Here is a 15,208-nt window from a genome sequence, read left to right on the forward strand (position 1 = left end):
GCCGATATGGGTATATGTTTGAGCCATGGCACGAGCAGCGACCACGACCGACGCGTTCAACGCGGTGGCCGAGCCGCGCCGCCGCGAGATCCTCGACGCCCTGGCCGGCGGCGAGCTCGCGGTGGGCGACCTGGTCGAACTGCTCGGGCTCGCCCAGCCGCAGGTGTCCAAGCACCTGCGGGTGCTGCGGGAGGTGGGGCTGGTGGACGTGCGCGACGACGGGCGCCGCCGGCTGTACCGGGTCAACGGCGCGCCGTTGCAGGCCGTCCACGACTGGGTCGCCCGGTACGAGCGGCTCTGGAACGAGCGCTTCGACCTGGTCGACGACGTGCTGGGCGAGCTCGAGGACGCAGCTGACGAAGCAGGAACCGGACAAGGAGACTGACATGACCACCACGACCAAGGGCAGCGCCGTCCTGACGCTCCCGACCGATACCGAGATCCTGGTCACCCGGGAGTTCAACGCACCGCGTCACCAGGTGTGGCGGGTGCTCACCGAGCCGGAGCTGATCAGGCGCTGGTGGGCCGGACAGCGCGGCACGGTGACCGAGGCGACTGTCGACCTGCGGGTCGGCGGGTCGTGGCGGTACGTGATGACCGCGAACGAGGGCTTCGAGGTCGCGTTCCACGGCGAGTACCGCGAGATCGAGGCCCCGGAGCGCATGACGCACACGGAGGTGTTCGAGGGGATGCCCGACGGAGACTCCGAGCCCAGCCTGAACCACTACACGCTCACCGAGCACGACGGACGGACCACCCTGACCGTCCGCACGATCGTCTCCAGCAAGGAGGTCCGCGACATGATCATCGCCACGGGCATGGAGGGCGGCATGCAGGAGGGCTACGACCTGGTCGAGGAGCTCGCCGTCGAGCTCGCGGCCGCCTGACCGCGCCGCTGACCCACGCCGTCGGCCGGGCGCTCGCCGTCCGCGACCGCATCACCTTCGAGGCCCGAGTTTCTTCGCTTTGACCGGTGTCAAAGCGAAGAAACTCGGGCCTCGAAGGTGAGCAGGCCTACGCCGGACGCCGGCCCGAGCGCAGCAGGGCCGACGCCGCGGCGAGCAGCACGAGCATCAGCACCCCGAAGGCGAGCACGGCGGCCGACGTCGGGACCATGCGCAGGAGGACCGCGAGCAGCACGACCGGCAGCGACATGCCGGCGTAGGCCGCGAGGAAGAGCCCGGCGAGGGCCTCGGCGCGCGACCCGCCGGCCGCGACCGAGACCACCGTGCCGACCCCCGCCTTGAACAGCGTGCCCGCACCGGCCCCGGTGACGATCCCGCCGACCACGAGCACCGGGAAGGTCGCCGTGAGCATCGCCCCGACGATGAGCACGAGACCCGCGGCCAGCAGCGTCACCCCGAGCGTGTGCTGCGCCCGGGTGCTGCGCCGGCCCGTCGCGATCTGGGCGAGGGCGGCGGAGCCGAACACGGCGAACGCGACGAGCCCCGCCACGGTGTGGGACGTGACGTGCAGGTCGTGGGCGAGGAACGACGGCGCCAGCGAGGTGAACAGCCCGAACATCGCGAAGCTGACGAAGCCGGCCATGAGGGCGCCCGCGTACAGGCCGCGGGACTCGGCCGGCACCGTCACGCGCTGCGGCCGGTAGTGCCAGGGCTCGCCCACGGCGTCGACGGTCTCGGGGACGAGTGTCATCAGCAGCAGCCCGACGACCAGCGCGAACAGCAGGACGAGGTACGGGGTGCGCAGGGGAGCGGGGGCGACGTCGGCCAGGAGGCCGGCGACGAGCGGACCGAGGCCGATGCCGCCCAGGTTGGCCGCCGTCGAGATCATCTCGGCGTGCCGGCCGGCGGGCCTGCCCGCCGCGGCGCGCGAGGCGGCGTGCAGCTCCGTCATGTGGGCCGTCGCGGTGGCGGTCAGGAGGCCGATGCCGAAGCCCGAGACGAGGCGGGCGAGCAGGAGCGGCGTGAGGTCCGTCGACGTCAGGAAGACCAGCCCGGCGAGCACGTTCAGCAGCACCGCGGGGGCGATCAGGCGCAGGCGTCCGAACCGGTCGGACAGGTGGCCCGCGAGGAACAGCGCGGCGATGACGCCGACCGCGTACGCGGCGAAGACGAACGTGACCGCCAGCGGACCGAAGCCTTCCCGCTCCTGATAGATCACGTACAGCGGGGCCGGGGCGCCGGCGAAGGCCATCGTCACGGCGAAGACGTAGGCGATGATCCAGAACCCGCGGGCGTGGTGCCGGCGCGGGCGGGTGTCACCCGCGGGGAGCGAGGACTGGGTGCGGGCCGCCCGTGCCGGCTCAGGCCGGGCCTGCGTGCCGGACGGTGGTGTGGTGCTGGTCGAGAGTGTCACGCCTCGATCGTGCCGAGCCCGACTGATCGTGTCCAACGAATCTTTGCGAAGCAAGTTATCGCGATCTGCGATAGTGGGTCGGTGCAGCCTCATCAGCTCCGGTACTTCGTGGCGATCGCCGAGACGGGCGGCTTCACCGCCGGTGCGCAGCGCGCCCGGGTGGTGCAGTCCGCGGCGTCCACCGCTGTCAGACAGCTCGAGCGCGAGCTGGGCTGTGCCCTGTTCACCCGGGGCCGCCGCATCGCGCTCACCCCCGAGGGCGAGGCGCTGCTGCCCCGGGCACGGGACGTGCTTGCGGCGCTGGACGCCGCCCGGGCCGCCGTCGCCGCCACGCGCGGGCAGGTCGCCGGGACGGTGAGCCTCGGCATGATGAACCACCTCGCCGGCTTCGACCTGGCGAGCCTGCTGGCCGCCTTCGGGCGCGCGCACCCCGCCGTGGTGGTGCACGCCCGGCAGACGGCGACCGGCTCCCGGGGCAGCCTCGACGCCGTGCGCAGCGGCGACCTCGACCTCGCGCTCGTCTCCACGGCCGGCGAGACCGTCCCCGGGATGCGCCTGCGCTACCTGGACAGCGAGCCGATCCGGTTCGTCTGCCACCGTTCCCACCCGCTGGCGGGAGCGGGTTCGGTGCGGCTCGCGCAGATCGCGGACGAGGCCTACATCGACTCGCCCGTGGGCTGGGGCAACCGCGCGGTGGTCGACGGCGCCTTCGCGGCCGCCGGCCTGCGCCGCACGATCCAGACCGAGGCGACCGACTTCGAGCTCGGCCAGGCGCTGGTGCGCGAACGGCTCGGCGTCATGTTCGTCCCGGCGTCCGCCGTGTCGCCGGACCCGCAGCTCGTCGCGCTCGACGTCGAGCCGGCGCTGACGTGGACGGTGCGCCTGGCCCACTCGGCGAGCCGTCCGCTGTCGGCGGCCGCGGCGGCGCTCGCCGCCGAGCTGGAGCGCGGTGGGCGCGGCGAGCCGGCTGCCGGCTAGCGCACGGGAGCGCTGCTGCGGCCCTGCTCGCGGCCGCTCAGCTCGGCGTCGAGCGTGGCCTGGGCCACGCGCATGCCCTCGGCGTAGACCGGGTCCTGCAACCGCTGCCACATCACGTCCTCCGGGACGTCCTCGACGTGGCTGACCACCCACCAGATGTTGCCGAAGGGGTCCCTGACCCGTCCGCCGCGCTGGCCGAAGGCGTTGTCGCCCAGCGCGGTGACGACGGCGGCGCCCGCGGTGACCGCGCGGCCGAACGCCGCGTCGGCGTCCGGCACGAACACGCGCAGCAGGCTCGGCATGACGGGCCACTCGGGGCGCCGGTCGAACGCCAACACAACCGTGTCGCCGACCCTGATCTCGCCGTGGCCGATCAGCCCGTCCTCGGTCGCGACGCGCGCCAGCTCCTCGCCGTCGAACGCCTGCGTGACGAAGTCGAGGAACGCGCCGGTGTCGTCGGTGACGACCCACGGGGCGACGGACGTGTATCCGGCGGGGGCGGCGCTGGTCTGCTCGGGCATGACTGGTCCTCTCGGGGCGGTTTGCTTGATACGACGACGGTAGGCCGGGAAGAGGTCAGTTCCTGTCCTGCACCGGAGACGAAGCGCCGGACCGCGTGGTTCGCGCGGGCAACTATGTAAGGTGCAGGTATCCCCCTCGCGCCGCGCGGAGCCCGTGCTGCGGGCTACCCACGCGCGCCGAGCACGTCCCCTCGTCGAAGGATCGTCTGCCCCACATGAGATTCCGCTTTCCCCCGGGCGACCGCTCCCGGCTCACCCGCATGCCGAGGCCGGGTGTGGTCATCGCGGTGCTCGCGTTCGCCGGCATGGGGGCGTCGTTCATGCAGACGATCCTGCTGCCGATCCAGGCGGAGCTGCCGGTGCTCCTGGGCGTCTCGCGTGACGTCACCGCCTGGGTGATCACCGTGACCCTGCTGGTGGCGGCCATCTGCACGCCCATCTCGGGGCGGCTCGGTGACATGTACGGCAAGAAGACGGTCGCGCTCGCGCTGCTCGGCCTGCTGGCGCTGGGCTCGGTGGTCGCGGCGCTGTCGCCGTCCGTGGTGCTGCTGATCGTCGGGCGAGCACTGCAGGGCATGGGCATGGGCGTGGTGCCGCTCGGCATCTCGATCCTGCGCGACGTGCTGCACCGCGACCGGCTCGGGTCGGGGATCGCGCTGGTCAGCGCGACGCTGGGCGTCGGCGGCGCGCTCGGCCTGCCGATCAGCGCGTTCGTCACCGAGCGCTACGACTGGCACGTGGTGTTCTGGGTGGCGGCCGGCATCGGCCTGCTCGCGCTGGTGCTGGTCGCGTGGGTCGTGCCCGTCAGCACGCTGCGCACGGGCGGCAGGCTCGACGTCGTCGGCGTGCTCGGCCTCGCCGTGGGCTTGACCGGGGTGCTGCTGGCGGTCTCGCGCGGCAACGACTGGGGCTGGGGATCGCCGCGCACGCTCGGGCTCCTGCTCGGCGGTCTCGTGGTCCTGCTGGTGTGGGGCTGGTACGAGCTGCGCATCGAGGAGCCGCTCGTGGACCTGCGGGTGACGGCGCGCGGCACGGTGCTGTTCACCAACCTGGCCTCGATCGCGATGGGCTTCGCGCTGTTCGCCTCCAACGTGGTGTTCCCGCAGCTCCTGGAGCTGCCGACGGCGGCGGGCGGCCTGGGGCTGACCCTGATGCAGGCCAGCCTGATCCTCATGCCGTCCGGCCTGGTGATGCTCGCGATGTCGCCGGTCTCGGGGCGGCTCGCGCACCGCTTCGGGGCCAAGCCGCTGCTCGCGTCCGGGGCCGCCGTCATCGCGGTCTCCTACGTGATCGCCGTCGTGGTCGACCTCGACGTGTGGCACGTGCTGGTGGTCAACATCGTGGTCGGCGTCGGCATCGGCCTGGGGTTCGCGGCGATGCCCGCCCTGATCATGCAGGTCGTGCCGTCGCACGAGACCGGCGCCGCGAACGGGCTGAACACCCTGATGCGATCCCTGGGCACGACGTCGGCCGCCGCCGTCGTGGGCGGGGTGCTCGCCGCGGGCGGCGCGCAGTACGACGGCGTCCCGGTGCCGTCCGGCGACGCGTTCCGCACGGCCCTGCTGCTCGGCCTCCTCGCGGCGCTCGTGTGCACGGTCCTGGCGCTGCTGATTCCGCGGCCGAAGCCGCCCGTCGACGAGCACCCGGCCCTGCCGGACGGGGTGCTGTAGCGGGGCAACGCCCTGCGGATCAGCGCTCTCCGGCAGGCCGCCGCGTCGTCGGCATGGCAGGCTGTGCGCCATGTTGAGAACGACTCTCGTTCGCGTTCGCACGCACGGGGCGTGCTGACGTGGCGAACCTGTTGATGATCGAGAGCTGGCTCCAGTCGACCGGCCTGATGCTCCCGCCCCTCCTGCGCGACGCCGGCCACGTGTACGTGCTGATCACCCGCGACCCCGGCCTCTACCGGCTGCCCGACGGCGCACCCCACCCGGTCCTGGCGCTCGCGGCCGAGGTGGTCGTCGCCGAGACCAACGACGAGGACGCCCTGCTCGCTGCGGCGCGCGAGCTCGCCGCGCGCCGGCCGGTCGACGGCGTGCTGACGACCTGCGACTACTACCTGCCCGCCGTCGCCCACGTCGCGGAGGGCCTGGGCCTGCCCGGGGCGCCCGCCGACGTGCTGCGCACCGTGACGCGCAAGCACCTGGTGCGGCACGCGCTCGCGGCCGGGGGAGTGCCCGACGTCCCGTTCGCCGTGGCGGCCACGTGGGACCAGGCGCGCAAGGAGGCCGCGAGCCTCGGCTACCCGCTCGTGGTCAAGCCGGTCGACATGAACTCCGGCACGTCGGTGCGCAAGGTGGTCGACGAGGCCGGGCTGGCCGTGGCCTTCGCCGAGGCGACCGGTCCCGAGCGCAACACCCGGGACCAGCCGCTGGAGCGGCTGGCGCTGCTCGAACGGGTCCTCGAGGGCCCGGAGTACAGCGTCGAGTCGGTGACCCGCGACGGCGTGACGCGGGTGCTCGGCATCACCGCCAAGTCCGTCGCCGAACCCGGCGTCGAGGCGGGTTCGGGCTTCGTCGAGTCGGGGCACCTGTTCCCCGCCCCGCTGGCGCCCGGCGAGCAGCAGGCGATCGAGGCGCACGTCGTCGCGGTGCTCGACGCCGTCGGGCTGACGCACGGCATCAGCCACACCGAGGTGCGGCTCACCGCGGCCGGACCCCGGCTGATCGAGCTCAACCCGCGCCAGGGCGGCGGGTACATCTTCGAGCTGGTGCGCCTCGTGACGGGATTAAACCCGCTGCGGGTGCTGGTGGACCTGGCGCTCGGGCGCGAGCCGGTACCCGGCCCGTCGGCCGCGACCAGCGCGGCGGTGACGTTCCTGCTCGCGCCGGCGGACGGCGTCGTGCGCGAGGTCCGGGGCGCCCAGCGGCTGGCGGACGACGAGCGCGTGCTCGGCCACGAGACGCCGGCACCCGGCCGCGAGGTGCGGCCGGGCGACAACAACGAGCGGATCGGGCACGTGCTGGTCGCGGACCCGACCGGGCACGCGGCCAAGGACTGGGCCGACGAGCTCGCGGCCGGGGTCGACGTCCGGGTCGAGGCGGGCGCGCTCGCGCGCTGACCCGCGGCCGTGCCGCCCCCATGTACGACGAACGCCCCGGCGCCGGGAGGCGCTGGGGCGTTCGTGGTTCCGCGGGATGCGGACCGTGATCAGTCGTGGGTGGTCAGTCGTGCGCGATCAGTCGGGGGCGACCAGGCCGCGCCGGACCGCGGGCACCAGCCGCGCGGGGATGCGCACCTGGCGCCCGTCCACGGTCACCGCGACCAGGTCGGGTACCTGGGCCGTCCACTGCGCCCGCCGCGACCGGGTCCGCGACCGGGACATCTTCCGCTTGGGGACCGCCATCGATCAGCGCTCCTCGCGGAAGTCCACGTGCTGCCGCGCGACGGGGTCGAACTTGCGCAGCACGAGCCGGTCGGGGTCGTTGCGCCGGTTCTTGCGGGTCACGTAGGTGAACCCGGTGCCCGCCGTCGAGCGGAGCTTGATCACGGGTCGCAGGTCGGTACGCGAAGCCATCAGTTACCACCCTTGCTGTCGTTGCTCTTGTTGTGCTTGGCGTAGCGCTGCCGGAACTTCTCGACGCGTCCGGCGGTGTCGACCACGCGGGCCGAACCGGTCCAGAACGGGTGGCTGGCGCTGCTGATCTCGACGTCGACCACGGGGTAGGTCTGGCCGTCGGACCACTCGATGGTCGCCGTGGGGCGGCCCGGACCGGAGTCCGTGCTGCCGGCGAGCGTCGAACGGGTCAGGAACGTGAAACCGGCGCTCGCGTCCCGGAAGACCACGGGGCCGTAGGTGGGGTGAAGGTTCTGCTTCATGGCTTGTCTCCTTGTCCTCAGCCCTGGCGCGCCTTCCAGCGCGGGTTGAGCTTGTTGATCACGAACGTCTTGCCGTGCCGGCGCACGACCTTGGCGCCGGGCTTGTCCTTCAGGGACCGCAGTGATGCGCGAACCTTCATGTGTCACTCCTTCGTAGCGGGTGGGCGACGGCGGGGCCGTCGGGGGTGCCGGCCGGTCTCACCAGCTCGACTTGGTCACCCCGGGCAGCTCGCCCCGGTGGGCCATCTCGCGCAGGCGGATCCGGGACAGCCCGAACTTCCGCGAGTACGCGCGGGGCCGTCCGTCGACGGCGTCGCGGTTGCGCAGCCGGGTCGGGCTGGCGTCGCGCGGCTGACCCGACAACTCCGCGGCGGCGGCCTGGCGCTCCTCGGCCGGCAGGTCCAGCCTGCGGAGGGTGCGGCGCAGCTCCGCGCGGCGCTCGGCGTACCGGGCGACGAGCTCGCGCCGCCGTTCGTCGGCGGCGATCTTCGACTTCTTGGCCATCAGACCTTCTCCCCTCTGGCCAGGATCTGGGCGACGACGACGTCGATGCCCTTGCGATCGATGGTCTTGATGCCCTTGGTGCTCACCCGCAGCGTGACGTTGCGGCCGAGCGACGGGACCCAGTAGCGCTTCTTCTGGATGTTGGGGTCGAACCGCCGCTTGGTCCGCACGTGGGAGTGCGAAATCGAGTGGCCGAACCCCGGCACGGTGCCCAGCACCTGGCATCTGGCTGACACATGACCTCCTGTCGCGACGGACTGGCCGCCGCTGGTGAGAACCGTTCTCATATCGCGCTACAGTGAACCAGAACTGAGAACGGTTATCAATTATTCCGGGGGCAGCCCCCCGGGCGAGGAGGCAGCATGTACCGAACCGGAGACGGCCGCGGAATCATCCCGGTGAGCGTCCTGGCCACCATCGACCCCGTGCTGCGCGACTCCGCGCTGTTCGGGTTGCTCACCGACACACCCGGCGTCGTCGCCGCCCGGCACGACATCTACGAGGACCACCTGCGGCGCGTCGTCCTCGACGCCACCGGCGTCATCGAGGACGTGCTGGTGCCGCTGGAGCACGCCTGCCTGTCCTGCGCCGTCCGCGAGGACGCCGTCCCCACCATCGCACGCCTCGCCCGCGACGGCCGCTGGTCCCACGTGCTGCTCGCGCTCCCCATCAGCGCCGAACCCCTGCCCGCGGCCCGCTCGCTGGCGGCCGAGACCGCACCCGGTGGCGCGCTCGACCACACGCGCATCGCCACGTCCTTCACCGTGGTCGACGCCGACACCCTCCAGCGCGACCTGCTCGGCGACGACACCCTGCTCGAATGCGGCATCGGCCTCACCAGCGGTGACGAGCGCTCGGTGGGGGAGGCGCTCGCGGCCCAGATCGAGCAGGCGGACCTCGTGGTGGCCCACGGTTCGCCGGCCGGGCCCGCCGGCGTCTCGCTGCCGCCCACGGCGTCGGGCCTGCTGGACCGGCTGCGCGGCGCCGGGACGCGCCGCGTGAACGGGCTGCACGCCCTCTCGGCCGCCGGGCTCGCCGCCGCCACGCACTCGCCGGCTCGCGCAGAGCACCGGGCGCATCCGCTCGGGGCGGTCGTCGTCACCGGTCCGGGCGGCGTGCCCGACGACCGGAGCTGGACGCTGGAGCTGCGCTCACCCCTGCCGTTCCACCCGGAGCGGCTGCTGGAGCACATCGAGTCGCTCGGCGCGGGCGGACTGCGGGCCCGCGGTGTCTTCCACGTGGCCGACCGGCCCGGGCTCGCCTGCCTGTGGGACGGCGCGGGCGGTCAGCTCGCGGTCGGCGACCTGGGCCCGTGGTCGGAGGTCTGCGCGGGTGCGCCGCCGCACACCCGGATCGTGGTGGTCGGGGTCGCTGACTCCGGGCCGGACGACGAGCGGCGCCGCCTGCGGGAGGCGTTCCACGCGGCGCTGTGCACGCCCGAGGAGGCCGCTGCCGGCGTCGAGTGGCTGTGGCGCGAGGACCACCTGGCCCCCTGGCTGGGCGCCCGCTCCGCCTGACCTGCCCGCCCCCCGCCCGCCCCGTTGAGTGCTGGATACTCGCCCTTCCGGAGGCGCTGGAGGGGCGAATACCCAGCACTCAACGGGTCTGTGCGGGGCGGTGGTCAGCGGGGGCAGAGGTAGGCGGCCGTCCGCGGGCGGACGCCGTCGGGGCCGGTCCAGGCGGCCGGACCCGACGCGACCCGCACCCAGCCGAGGCGTTCGTACAGGCGGACGGCCGGCCCGCAGTCGTCCACGACGTCGAGCACGAGCCGCCGTCCGCGCCGCGTGGGCGTGTCCTCGACGCGCTCCAGCAGGGCAGAGGCGATACGGGAGCCGCGCGCCTTCGGCGTCACGAACAGGCGGCTCACGCCGGCGAGCCCGGTCACGGACGTCCGCGCGGCGGCCGCGAGCTCCTCGACGTGCTCGACGCCGTCCGCGGCGACGAGCATGACGTGGCCGACCACGACGCCGTCGGCCAGCGCGACCCATGCCCCGATCCACCCCGCCGGAGTGAGCCACGCGACCGGGTCGTCGGGCCAGACCATGGGGTAGCCGTCGCTCTCGTGCACCTGCCGCAGCGCCTCGACGACCCGGTCGAGATGAGCCGAGTGGCGCTGGGCGATCAGGAGGTCGGGCACGGGCTCAAGGTATCCGACGCCCGGTGGGACCGGCGCCCGGGCGTCGGACCGCGGCCGCCGTCCTCACCGGAGGTGTCCCCGCTCGACGGCCAGCCGGATCGCCGTTCGGTAGCCGGAGGGCAGGTTCAGGGCGTCGGCCTCGCCGGGCGTGACGAGGACCAGCTCCTTGTGCTCGTCGCTGAAGGTGGGCGCGGCGTCGCCGTCGTACTCGGCGAGGAACGTCAGGACGAAGACGTGGCGGTGCGGGAACACGCGGTAGACCCAGCTGTGGACGGGGTCGCCGACCATGACGTCCCAGGCGAGCTCCTCCTGGATCTCGCGGGCGAGGCACTGCGCCGGATCCTCGCCGAGGTCGAGCTTGCCGCCGGGCAGCTCCCACTCGTCGCGCTCGTTGCGCTCGTTGCGCAGGAGGGGGAGCCGACCACGCCAGCCGATCACCGCCTTGACCGAGACCGGGAGCTGGTACTCGAAGTACCCCGGATTGCGTTCGACCAGGTAGGGCTCCTCGGGGGAGCGGGTGTTGAGCATGAGACCGTCCTACCGCACCGGCCGCTCACGCACGATCTCGGCGCGTCCGTCCGGCGCGCCGGCGGATGCTTCTCCGGACGATTGTTCAACCTTTCTGGACGATTGTTCAAAATGCGGTGAGGCCCTTTCCCGGAACTCCGGAAAAGGGCCTCACCGTGTATCTCAGTCGTTTCTCACGGCGCTGGCGTCAGCGTCATGTTCATCCGGCCGGGAGCGGGACGGGGAGCGGGACGGGCAGCCCGCCGCCGAGGGCGCCCAGCAGGGTGCTGAGCAGGCCGCCGACCGCGTCCAGCAGCGAGCTCAGGAGGCCGCCGGTCGGCAGGGGGACCGGGAGCTCCGGGATCGGGAGGTCGTCGACCGGAAGGTCCGGCACGGGGAGGTCGTCGACCGGGAGGTCCGGAACCGGGAGGTCGTCGATCGGGGCGTCGACCGGGAGGTCGGGCACCGGTGCGTCGACGGGCAGATCCGGCACGGGTGCGTCGACCGGCAGGTCAGGCACCGGAGCATCGACGGGAAGGTCGGGGACGGGCGCGTCCACGGGAACGTCGGGCACCGGTGCGTCGACCGGTACGTCAGGGACCGGTGCGTCCACAGGAACGTCCGGTACGGGTGCGTCGGCCGGCACGTCCGGCACGGGTGCGTCGACGGGAACGTCGGGCACCGGTGCGTCGACCGGGGTGTCGGCTGCTGGGGCGTCGACGGGAGCGTCGGCTGCCGGGGCGTCGACCGGATCGGTCGCGCCGATGAGGTGGGCCGCGGGCAGGTAGGCCCCCGGCTGCACCATCGCGCTCGCACCTGTTGCTGCCGTGCAGACCAGGCCGGCCGAGATGGCCAGCACCGTTCCCGCCCGACTGATGACACGGAATCCTCGGATCATTGTGTTTCCCCTCGAATCGCTCCGCCGGAACAATGGTGTTGCACGCAGGCGTGGGTTCACCGCGAAATAGCGTCAGACGGGGTTTTCATCCTGTCAATCGGAACGTGACCTGGAACACCCGGAATGAAACAAGACATTCCAGGACCGAACTCTGCGACAGGTCGTCATTAATAGCCGTAACCCCGACATCACAACGGTGATATCTCGTGGTTGCCTGGAAGCCGCCCGGGTGGTTCCGGGGCAGGACAATTGCCTTGGCTCGACGCCGCCCGGGTGCGTACCGTCGCCGCCGATGAGCACTCCGAAGCGACAGGTGCGGGCCGTCCACGACGCCGACACGATCACGGTCTACCAGGCCTACCCGTCCGCGATCGCCGACGCCGCCCTGCGGGCCGGCCTGTTCGTGCCGCCGTTCAAGCGCGAGCGGATGACCTGGGTCAAGCCGTCGTTCTGCTGGATGATGTACCGCTGCGGCTGGGCGACGAAGCCCGGCCAGGAGCGGGTCCTCGCGGTGCGCATGTCGCGCACCGGCTTCGAGCAGGCTCTCCGCACGGCCGCCCTGAGCCACTTCGACCGCTCGCTGCACGACGACGCCGCGGCCTGGGCCGCGCAGAAGGCGTCCAGCCCGGTGCGGGTGCAGTGGGACCCGGAGCGGACGCCGTCGGGCCGTGCGCTGGAGCACCGGTCCCTGCAGGTCGGGATCGGCGGCGTGGCCGTGGACGCCTACGTGGACGAGTGGGTGGTCGGCCTGGAGGACGTCACCGACCAGGTCCGCGCCTGGCGCGCCGAGCTGACGGCGGGCGGCTCGCCCGCGTTGCCGCAGGAGACGCCGTACACGTTGCCGGCGGACATGGCGGCACGGATCGGGGCGGACGGATAAAGCCCTCGGTACGCAGGGGCCGGCCGTGCCAGGATCCCGACCATGACGACGGCGACCGACCCCGTGCTGACCCTGGCCGAGCAGCGGCTGATCGACGCGGCCCTCGAGGTCGTCTCCCGGCTCCCCGAGGACGGGACCTACCTGAACACCGTGGCATCGGCGGTGATGGACGTCCACGGTGACATCCACACCGGCGCCAACGTCGGCCACTTCACGGGCGGGCCCTGCGCCGAGCTCGTGGCGCTCGGTACGGCGGCCGCTGCCGGTTCAGGTCCGATCGCGCTGATCGTCGCGGTCGGCGATGAGGGCCGCGGTGTCATGCCCCCGTGCGGGCGGTGCCGACAGGTGCTGCTCGACCAGCAGCCCGACTGTCGCGTCATCGTGCCCGGCGCCGGCGAGCCGTACTCGGTGCCTGCTCGTGACCTGCTCCCGCACCCGTCCCAGCACCCGGACGCGGACCCGCCGCGCGTGCTGCGGTTCAGTCCGCAGCACTGGACGAGCGTGGTCGACGGCGGCAAGACCGCCACCACCCGGTTCGACGATCCGGCGTTGCCAGGCCCTGTCACGCTGATGTTCGAGTTCGACGACCGGTACCGGGCGCTGCCCGGGGTGGTCGAATCCGTGGAGCACGTCCGGTTCGCGGACATCACCGATGCCCAGGCGGCGCTGGAGGGGTGCACCGCCGACGAGCTGAGGACGGCCCTGCGGACGTACTACTACCCCGACGCCGCGGACGACGACGTGGTCGACTTCGTGCGCTTCCGGGCCGTCGACCCGGGCTGACCCCGGCTGATAAGGCCTCGATCCGTCGACGCCCGCCGTGCCACGATCCCGCCCATGACGACGACGACCTTGTGGCGACCGACCGGGCCGCGTGAGCTGGCCCTGGTCGAGGAGTCGGGCTGGCGCGCCTGGCCGCCGCGGCTCGGCGTGCGGTGGCGTGCGGTGCCAGGCGTGCGGCGCTAGACCTGCGGGCGGAGCGTCGCGAAGCTTCGTTCGAGCAGCTCGCTCGCGGTGGTGCCGTCGTCGGCGTTCGCCCAGGTGGTGAGGGCGACGTCGAAGCAGGCGAGCGCCGACTGGACGATGATCTCGGCGCGGAACGCGGCGTCGTCGTTGGGCAGGCGGGCCGCGACGAGCGGCGTGAGCATGCGCGCCCACAGGAGGTGTTTCTCCAGGCTGCGGGCGCGCAGCGACGCTGCGCTGACGAGCACGCGCATGGCGAGCTTGCCGCGGTCGTCGTCCCCGCCCCGGCGGGGCGCCTGGCTGACCAGCGCCTCGAAGGCGATGCGGAGCGAGTCCCAGACGGGCTCGTCCTGGGGGCGGCCGGCCAGGACGTCGCGCACGAACTCGCCGCCGCGCGCCGGGTCGCCGATGACGACGTCCTCCTTGGCGGGGAAGTAGCGGTGGAAGGTGCGCGCGGACATGCCCGCCGCAGCGGCGATCTGCTCGACGGTCACCTGCTCGAAGCCGCGCTCGGCGAACAGCTCGAGCGCGATCTCGGTGATGCGCGCGCGCACGGCGTCGCGGCTGATCTCGCGCAGGCTCTGGCCGCTGCTCGGTCTGCTGCTCGTCGTGCTCGACATGCCCTCAGAGTAGCGCTGATGTCACTTGTGTCAGGCTCTGACAGAAGCGGCGTATGCCGACACTCGGGTTCGAGCCGGCTTCTCGGACCCGAGCCTCGACCAAGGAGTGGGAACCATGGAGCAACGCACGCTGGGCACGCAGGGTCTGACTGTCTCCGCACTGGGCTACGGCGCGATGGGGACGGCGATGGCCTACGGGCCGACGGACGACACCGAGTCGATCGCGGCGATCCGTCGCGCCCACGACGAGGGTGTGACCTTCTTCGACACCGCGGAGCTGTACGGCTGGGGGGTGGGGGAGAAGCTGCTCGGCCACGCGCTCGCGCCGATCCGGGACGAGGTGGTGATCGCGACGAAGTTCGGCTTCACGTCGACGTACGGCTCCGACTCGCGTCCCGAGCACATCCGCGAGGTGGTCGACAACAGCCTGAAGAACCTCGGCGTCGACACGATCGACGTGCTCTACCAGCACGTTCCCGACCCGGCCGTTCCGATCGAGGACGTCGTGGGCGTGATGCAGGAGTACGTGGAGGCCGGCAAGGTCAAGTACCTCGGGCTCTCGAACGCCGACGAGGACACGATCCGCCGGGCGCACGCCGTGCACCCGATCTCGGTGCTGCAGAACGAGTACTCGATCTTCGCCCGCGACTCGGAGCCGCTGCTGCCGGTGCTGGAGGAGCTCGGCATCGGGTTCGTCGCCTTCTCGCCGCTGGCCCGCGGCTTCCTCAGTGGCGCTGTCCGGCCCCGGAACGAGCTCGACGCGAGCGACGTGCGTCAGATGATCGGCTGGTGGGCGCCGGAGAACTTCGGCACCAACGTGGAGATCGCACGCCAGCTGACCGAGGTCGCGGCGGACAAGGGGACCACGCTCTCGCAGCTCGCGCTCGGCTGGCTGCTGGCGCAGCGGGACTACGTGGTGCCGATCCCGGGCTCCCGCGATGCCGGCCGGGTCAGCCAGAACAACGCCTCCGCGCAGGTGCGGCTCACCGCTGAGGACCTCGCGCGCATCGCGGAGATCGCGCCCGACGGCGGGGCGGGCAGCCGGGGGCGCTGATCTCGTGC

At 72.6% G+C, this 15,208-nt stretch carries 22 protein-coding genes; 10 read left to right on the forward strand and 12 right to left on the reverse strand.

The window, feature by feature from the left end:
- Window positions 1–25 precede the first annotated feature (25 nt).
- On the forward strand, window positions 26–385 hold the full coding sequence (locus QRN56_RS21585) for an ArsR/SmtB family transcription factor (protein ID WP_285106722.1): 360 nt from the start codon (window positions 26–28) through the stop codon (window positions 383–385).
- Window position 386: 1 nt separating this feature from the next.
- A complete protein-coding gene (locus tag QRN56_RS21590) occupies window positions 387–887 on the forward strand; it encodes an SRPBCC family protein (RefSeq protein ID WP_285106724.1) in 501 nt (166 codons plus the stop codon).
- A 127-nt stretch (window positions 888–1,014) separates the two neighbouring features.
- Here QRN56_RS21590 and QRN56_RS21595 read toward each other — a convergent pair whose 3' ends face one another.
- Window positions 1,015–2,319 (reverse strand): MFS transporter, encoded by a 1,305-nt coding sequence (locus tag QRN56_RS21595; RefSeq protein WP_285106726.1) that lies wholly within the window; start codon window positions 2,317–2,319, stop codon window positions 1,015–1,017.
- A gap of 81 nt (window positions 2,320–2,400) precedes the next feature.
- On the opposite strand from QRN56_RS21595, the gene QRN56_RS21600 reads away from it, so the two are divergent.
- Window positions 2,401–3,297: a LysR family transcriptional regulator gene (locus QRN56_RS21600; protein ID WP_285106727.1), complete on the forward strand. Its 897-nt coding sequence runs from the start codon at window positions 2,401–2,403 to the stop codon at window positions 3,295–3,297.
- On the opposite strand, the gene QRN56_RS21605 is transcribed toward QRN56_RS21600, so the two are convergent.
- Window positions 3,294–3,818 (reverse strand): VOC family protein, encoded by a 525-nt coding sequence (locus tag QRN56_RS21605; protein ID WP_285106728.1) that lies wholly within the window; start codon window positions 3,816–3,818, stop codon window positions 3,294–3,296. The two genes, QRN56_RS21600 and QRN56_RS21605, sit on opposite strands and share 4 nt — an antisense overlap.
- 260 nt (window positions 3,819–4,078) lie before the next feature.
- Here QRN56_RS21605 and QRN56_RS21610 point away from each other — a divergent pair, with 260 nt between their 5' ends.
- On the forward strand, window positions 4,079–5,488 hold the full coding sequence (locus QRN56_RS21610; RefSeq protein WP_285107070.1) for an MFS transporter: 1,410 nt from the start codon (window positions 4,079–4,081) through the stop codon (window positions 5,486–5,488).
- A 119-nt stretch (window positions 5,489–5,607) separates the two neighbouring features.
- Complete coding sequence (locus QRN56_RS21615; protein WP_285106730.1) at window positions 5,608–6,879, forward strand: ATP-grasp domain-containing protein; 1,272 nt, start codon at window positions 5,608–5,610, stop codon at window positions 6,877–6,879.
- Window positions 6,880–6,996: 117 nt separating this feature from the next.
- On the opposite strand, the gene rpmF is transcribed toward QRN56_RS21615, so the two are convergent.
- Genes rpmF through rpmB form a run of 6 tightly spaced genes read right to left on the reverse strand, consistent with a single transcriptional unit; the run spans window position 6,997 to window position 8,377 of the window.
- On the reverse strand, window positions 6,997–7,164 hold the full coding sequence (gene rpmF, locus QRN56_RS21620; protein ID WP_285106732.1) for a 50S ribosomal protein L32: 168 nt from the start codon (window positions 7,162–7,164) through the stop codon (window positions 6,997–6,999).
- 3 nt (window positions 7,165–7,167) lie between these two features.
- Entirely contained in the window at window positions 7,168–7,335 is a 168-nt protein-coding gene (rpmG, locus tag QRN56_RS21625; RefSeq protein ID WP_285106734.1) for a 50S ribosomal protein L33, read from the reverse strand.
- Entirely contained in the window at window positions 7,335–7,637 is a 303-nt protein-coding gene (locus QRN56_RS21630) for a type B 50S ribosomal protein L31 (protein ID WP_285106736.1), read from the reverse strand. The genes rpmG and QRN56_RS21630 overlap by 1 nt, the downstream gene beginning before the upstream one ends.
- A gap of 17 nt (window positions 7,638–7,654) precedes the next feature.
- The gene (ykgO, locus tag QRN56_RS21635; protein WP_020013141.1) at window positions 7,655–7,777 is read right to left on the reverse strand and encodes a type B 50S ribosomal protein L36; all 123 of its coding nucleotides are present in this window, start codon (window positions 7,775–7,777) and stop codon (window positions 7,655–7,657) included.
- 58 nt (window positions 7,778–7,835) lie between these two features.
- Window positions 7,836–8,141: a 30S ribosomal protein S14 gene (rpsN, locus tag QRN56_RS21640; RefSeq protein ID WP_285106738.1), complete on the reverse strand. Its 306-nt coding sequence runs from the start codon at window positions 8,139–8,141 to the stop codon at window positions 7,836–7,838.
- Window positions 8,141–8,377, reverse strand: coding sequence for a 50S ribosomal protein L28 (rpmB, locus tag QRN56_RS21645; protein ID WP_285106740.1), 237 nt, complete (start codon window positions 8,375–8,377; stop codon window positions 8,141–8,143). The genes rpsN and rpmB overlap by 1 nt, the downstream gene beginning before the upstream one ends.
- A 126-nt stretch (window positions 8,378–8,503) precedes the next feature.
- Between rpmB and QRN56_RS21650 the strand changes: the two genes are divergently transcribed.
- Window positions 8,504–9,658, forward strand: coding sequence for a CobW family GTP-binding protein (locus QRN56_RS21650; RefSeq protein ID WP_285106742.1), 1,155 nt, complete (start codon window positions 8,504–8,506; stop codon window positions 9,656–9,658).
- 104 nt (window positions 9,659–9,762) lie between these two features.
- On the opposite strand, the gene QRN56_RS21655 is transcribed toward QRN56_RS21650, so the two are convergent.
- The 3 genes from QRN56_RS21655 to QRN56_RS21665 all read right to left on the reverse strand — a co-directional run bounded on the left by QRN56_RS21655 (window position 9,763) and on the right by QRN56_RS21665 (window position 11,683).
- On the reverse strand, window positions 9,763–10,278 hold the full coding sequence (locus tag QRN56_RS21655) for a GNAT family N-acetyltransferase (RefSeq protein ID WP_285106744.1): 516 nt from the start codon (window positions 10,276–10,278) through the stop codon (window positions 9,763–9,765).
- 63 nt (window positions 10,279–10,341) lie between these two features.
- Window positions 10,342–10,806, reverse strand: coding sequence for an NUDIX hydrolase (locus QRN56_RS21660; RefSeq protein WP_285106746.1), 465 nt, complete (start codon window positions 10,804–10,806; stop codon window positions 10,342–10,344).
- A 199-nt stretch (window positions 10,807–11,005) separates the two neighbouring features.
- Window positions 11,006–11,683, reverse strand: coding sequence for a hypothetical protein (locus QRN56_RS21665; RefSeq protein WP_285106749.1), 678 nt, complete (start codon window positions 11,681–11,683; stop codon window positions 11,006–11,008).
- 292 nt (window positions 11,684–11,975) lie between these two features.
- Here QRN56_RS21665 and QRN56_RS21670 point away from each other — a divergent pair, with 292 nt between their 5' ends.
- Genes QRN56_RS21670 through QRN56_RS21680 form a run of 3 tightly spaced genes read left to right on the forward strand, consistent with a single transcriptional unit; the run spans window position 11,976 to window position 13,529 of the window.
- Window positions 11,976–12,563, forward strand: coding sequence for a DUF4291 domain-containing protein (locus tag QRN56_RS21670; RefSeq protein WP_285106750.1), 588 nt, complete (start codon window positions 11,976–11,978; stop codon window positions 12,561–12,563).
- 42 nt (window positions 12,564–12,605) lie between these two features.
- On the forward strand, window positions 12,606–13,346 hold the full coding sequence (locus QRN56_RS21675) for an ASCH domain-containing protein (protein ID WP_285106752.1): 741 nt from the start codon (window positions 12,606–12,608) through the stop codon (window positions 13,344–13,346).
- A 54-nt stretch (window positions 13,347–13,400) separates the two neighbouring features.
- A complete protein-coding gene (locus QRN56_RS21680) occupies window positions 13,401–13,529 on the forward strand; it encodes a hypothetical protein (protein ID WP_285106754.1) in 129 nt (42 codons plus the stop codon).
- On the opposite strand, the gene QRN56_RS21685 is transcribed toward QRN56_RS21680, so the two are convergent.
- Window positions 13,526–14,146, reverse strand: coding sequence for a TetR family transcriptional regulator (locus QRN56_RS21685; RefSeq protein ID WP_285106756.1), 621 nt, complete (start codon window positions 14,144–14,146; stop codon window positions 13,526–13,528). The two genes, QRN56_RS21680 and QRN56_RS21685, sit on opposite strands and share 4 nt — an antisense overlap.
- A 115-nt stretch (window positions 14,147–14,261) precedes the next feature.
- Between QRN56_RS21685 and QRN56_RS21690 the strand changes: the two genes are divergently transcribed.
- Window positions 14,262–15,200 (forward strand): aldo/keto reductase, encoded by a 939-nt coding sequence (locus QRN56_RS21690; protein WP_285106758.1) that lies wholly within the window; start codon window positions 14,262–14,264, stop codon window positions 15,198–15,200.
- Window positions 15,201–15,208: the final 8 nt, after the last annotated feature.

Source organism: Promicromonospora sp. MEB111 (assembly GCF_030209445.1).
In the GTDB taxonomy this organism is placed as follows: domain Bacteria; phylum Actinomycetota; class Actinomycetes; order Actinomycetales; family Cellulomonadaceae; genus Promicromonospora.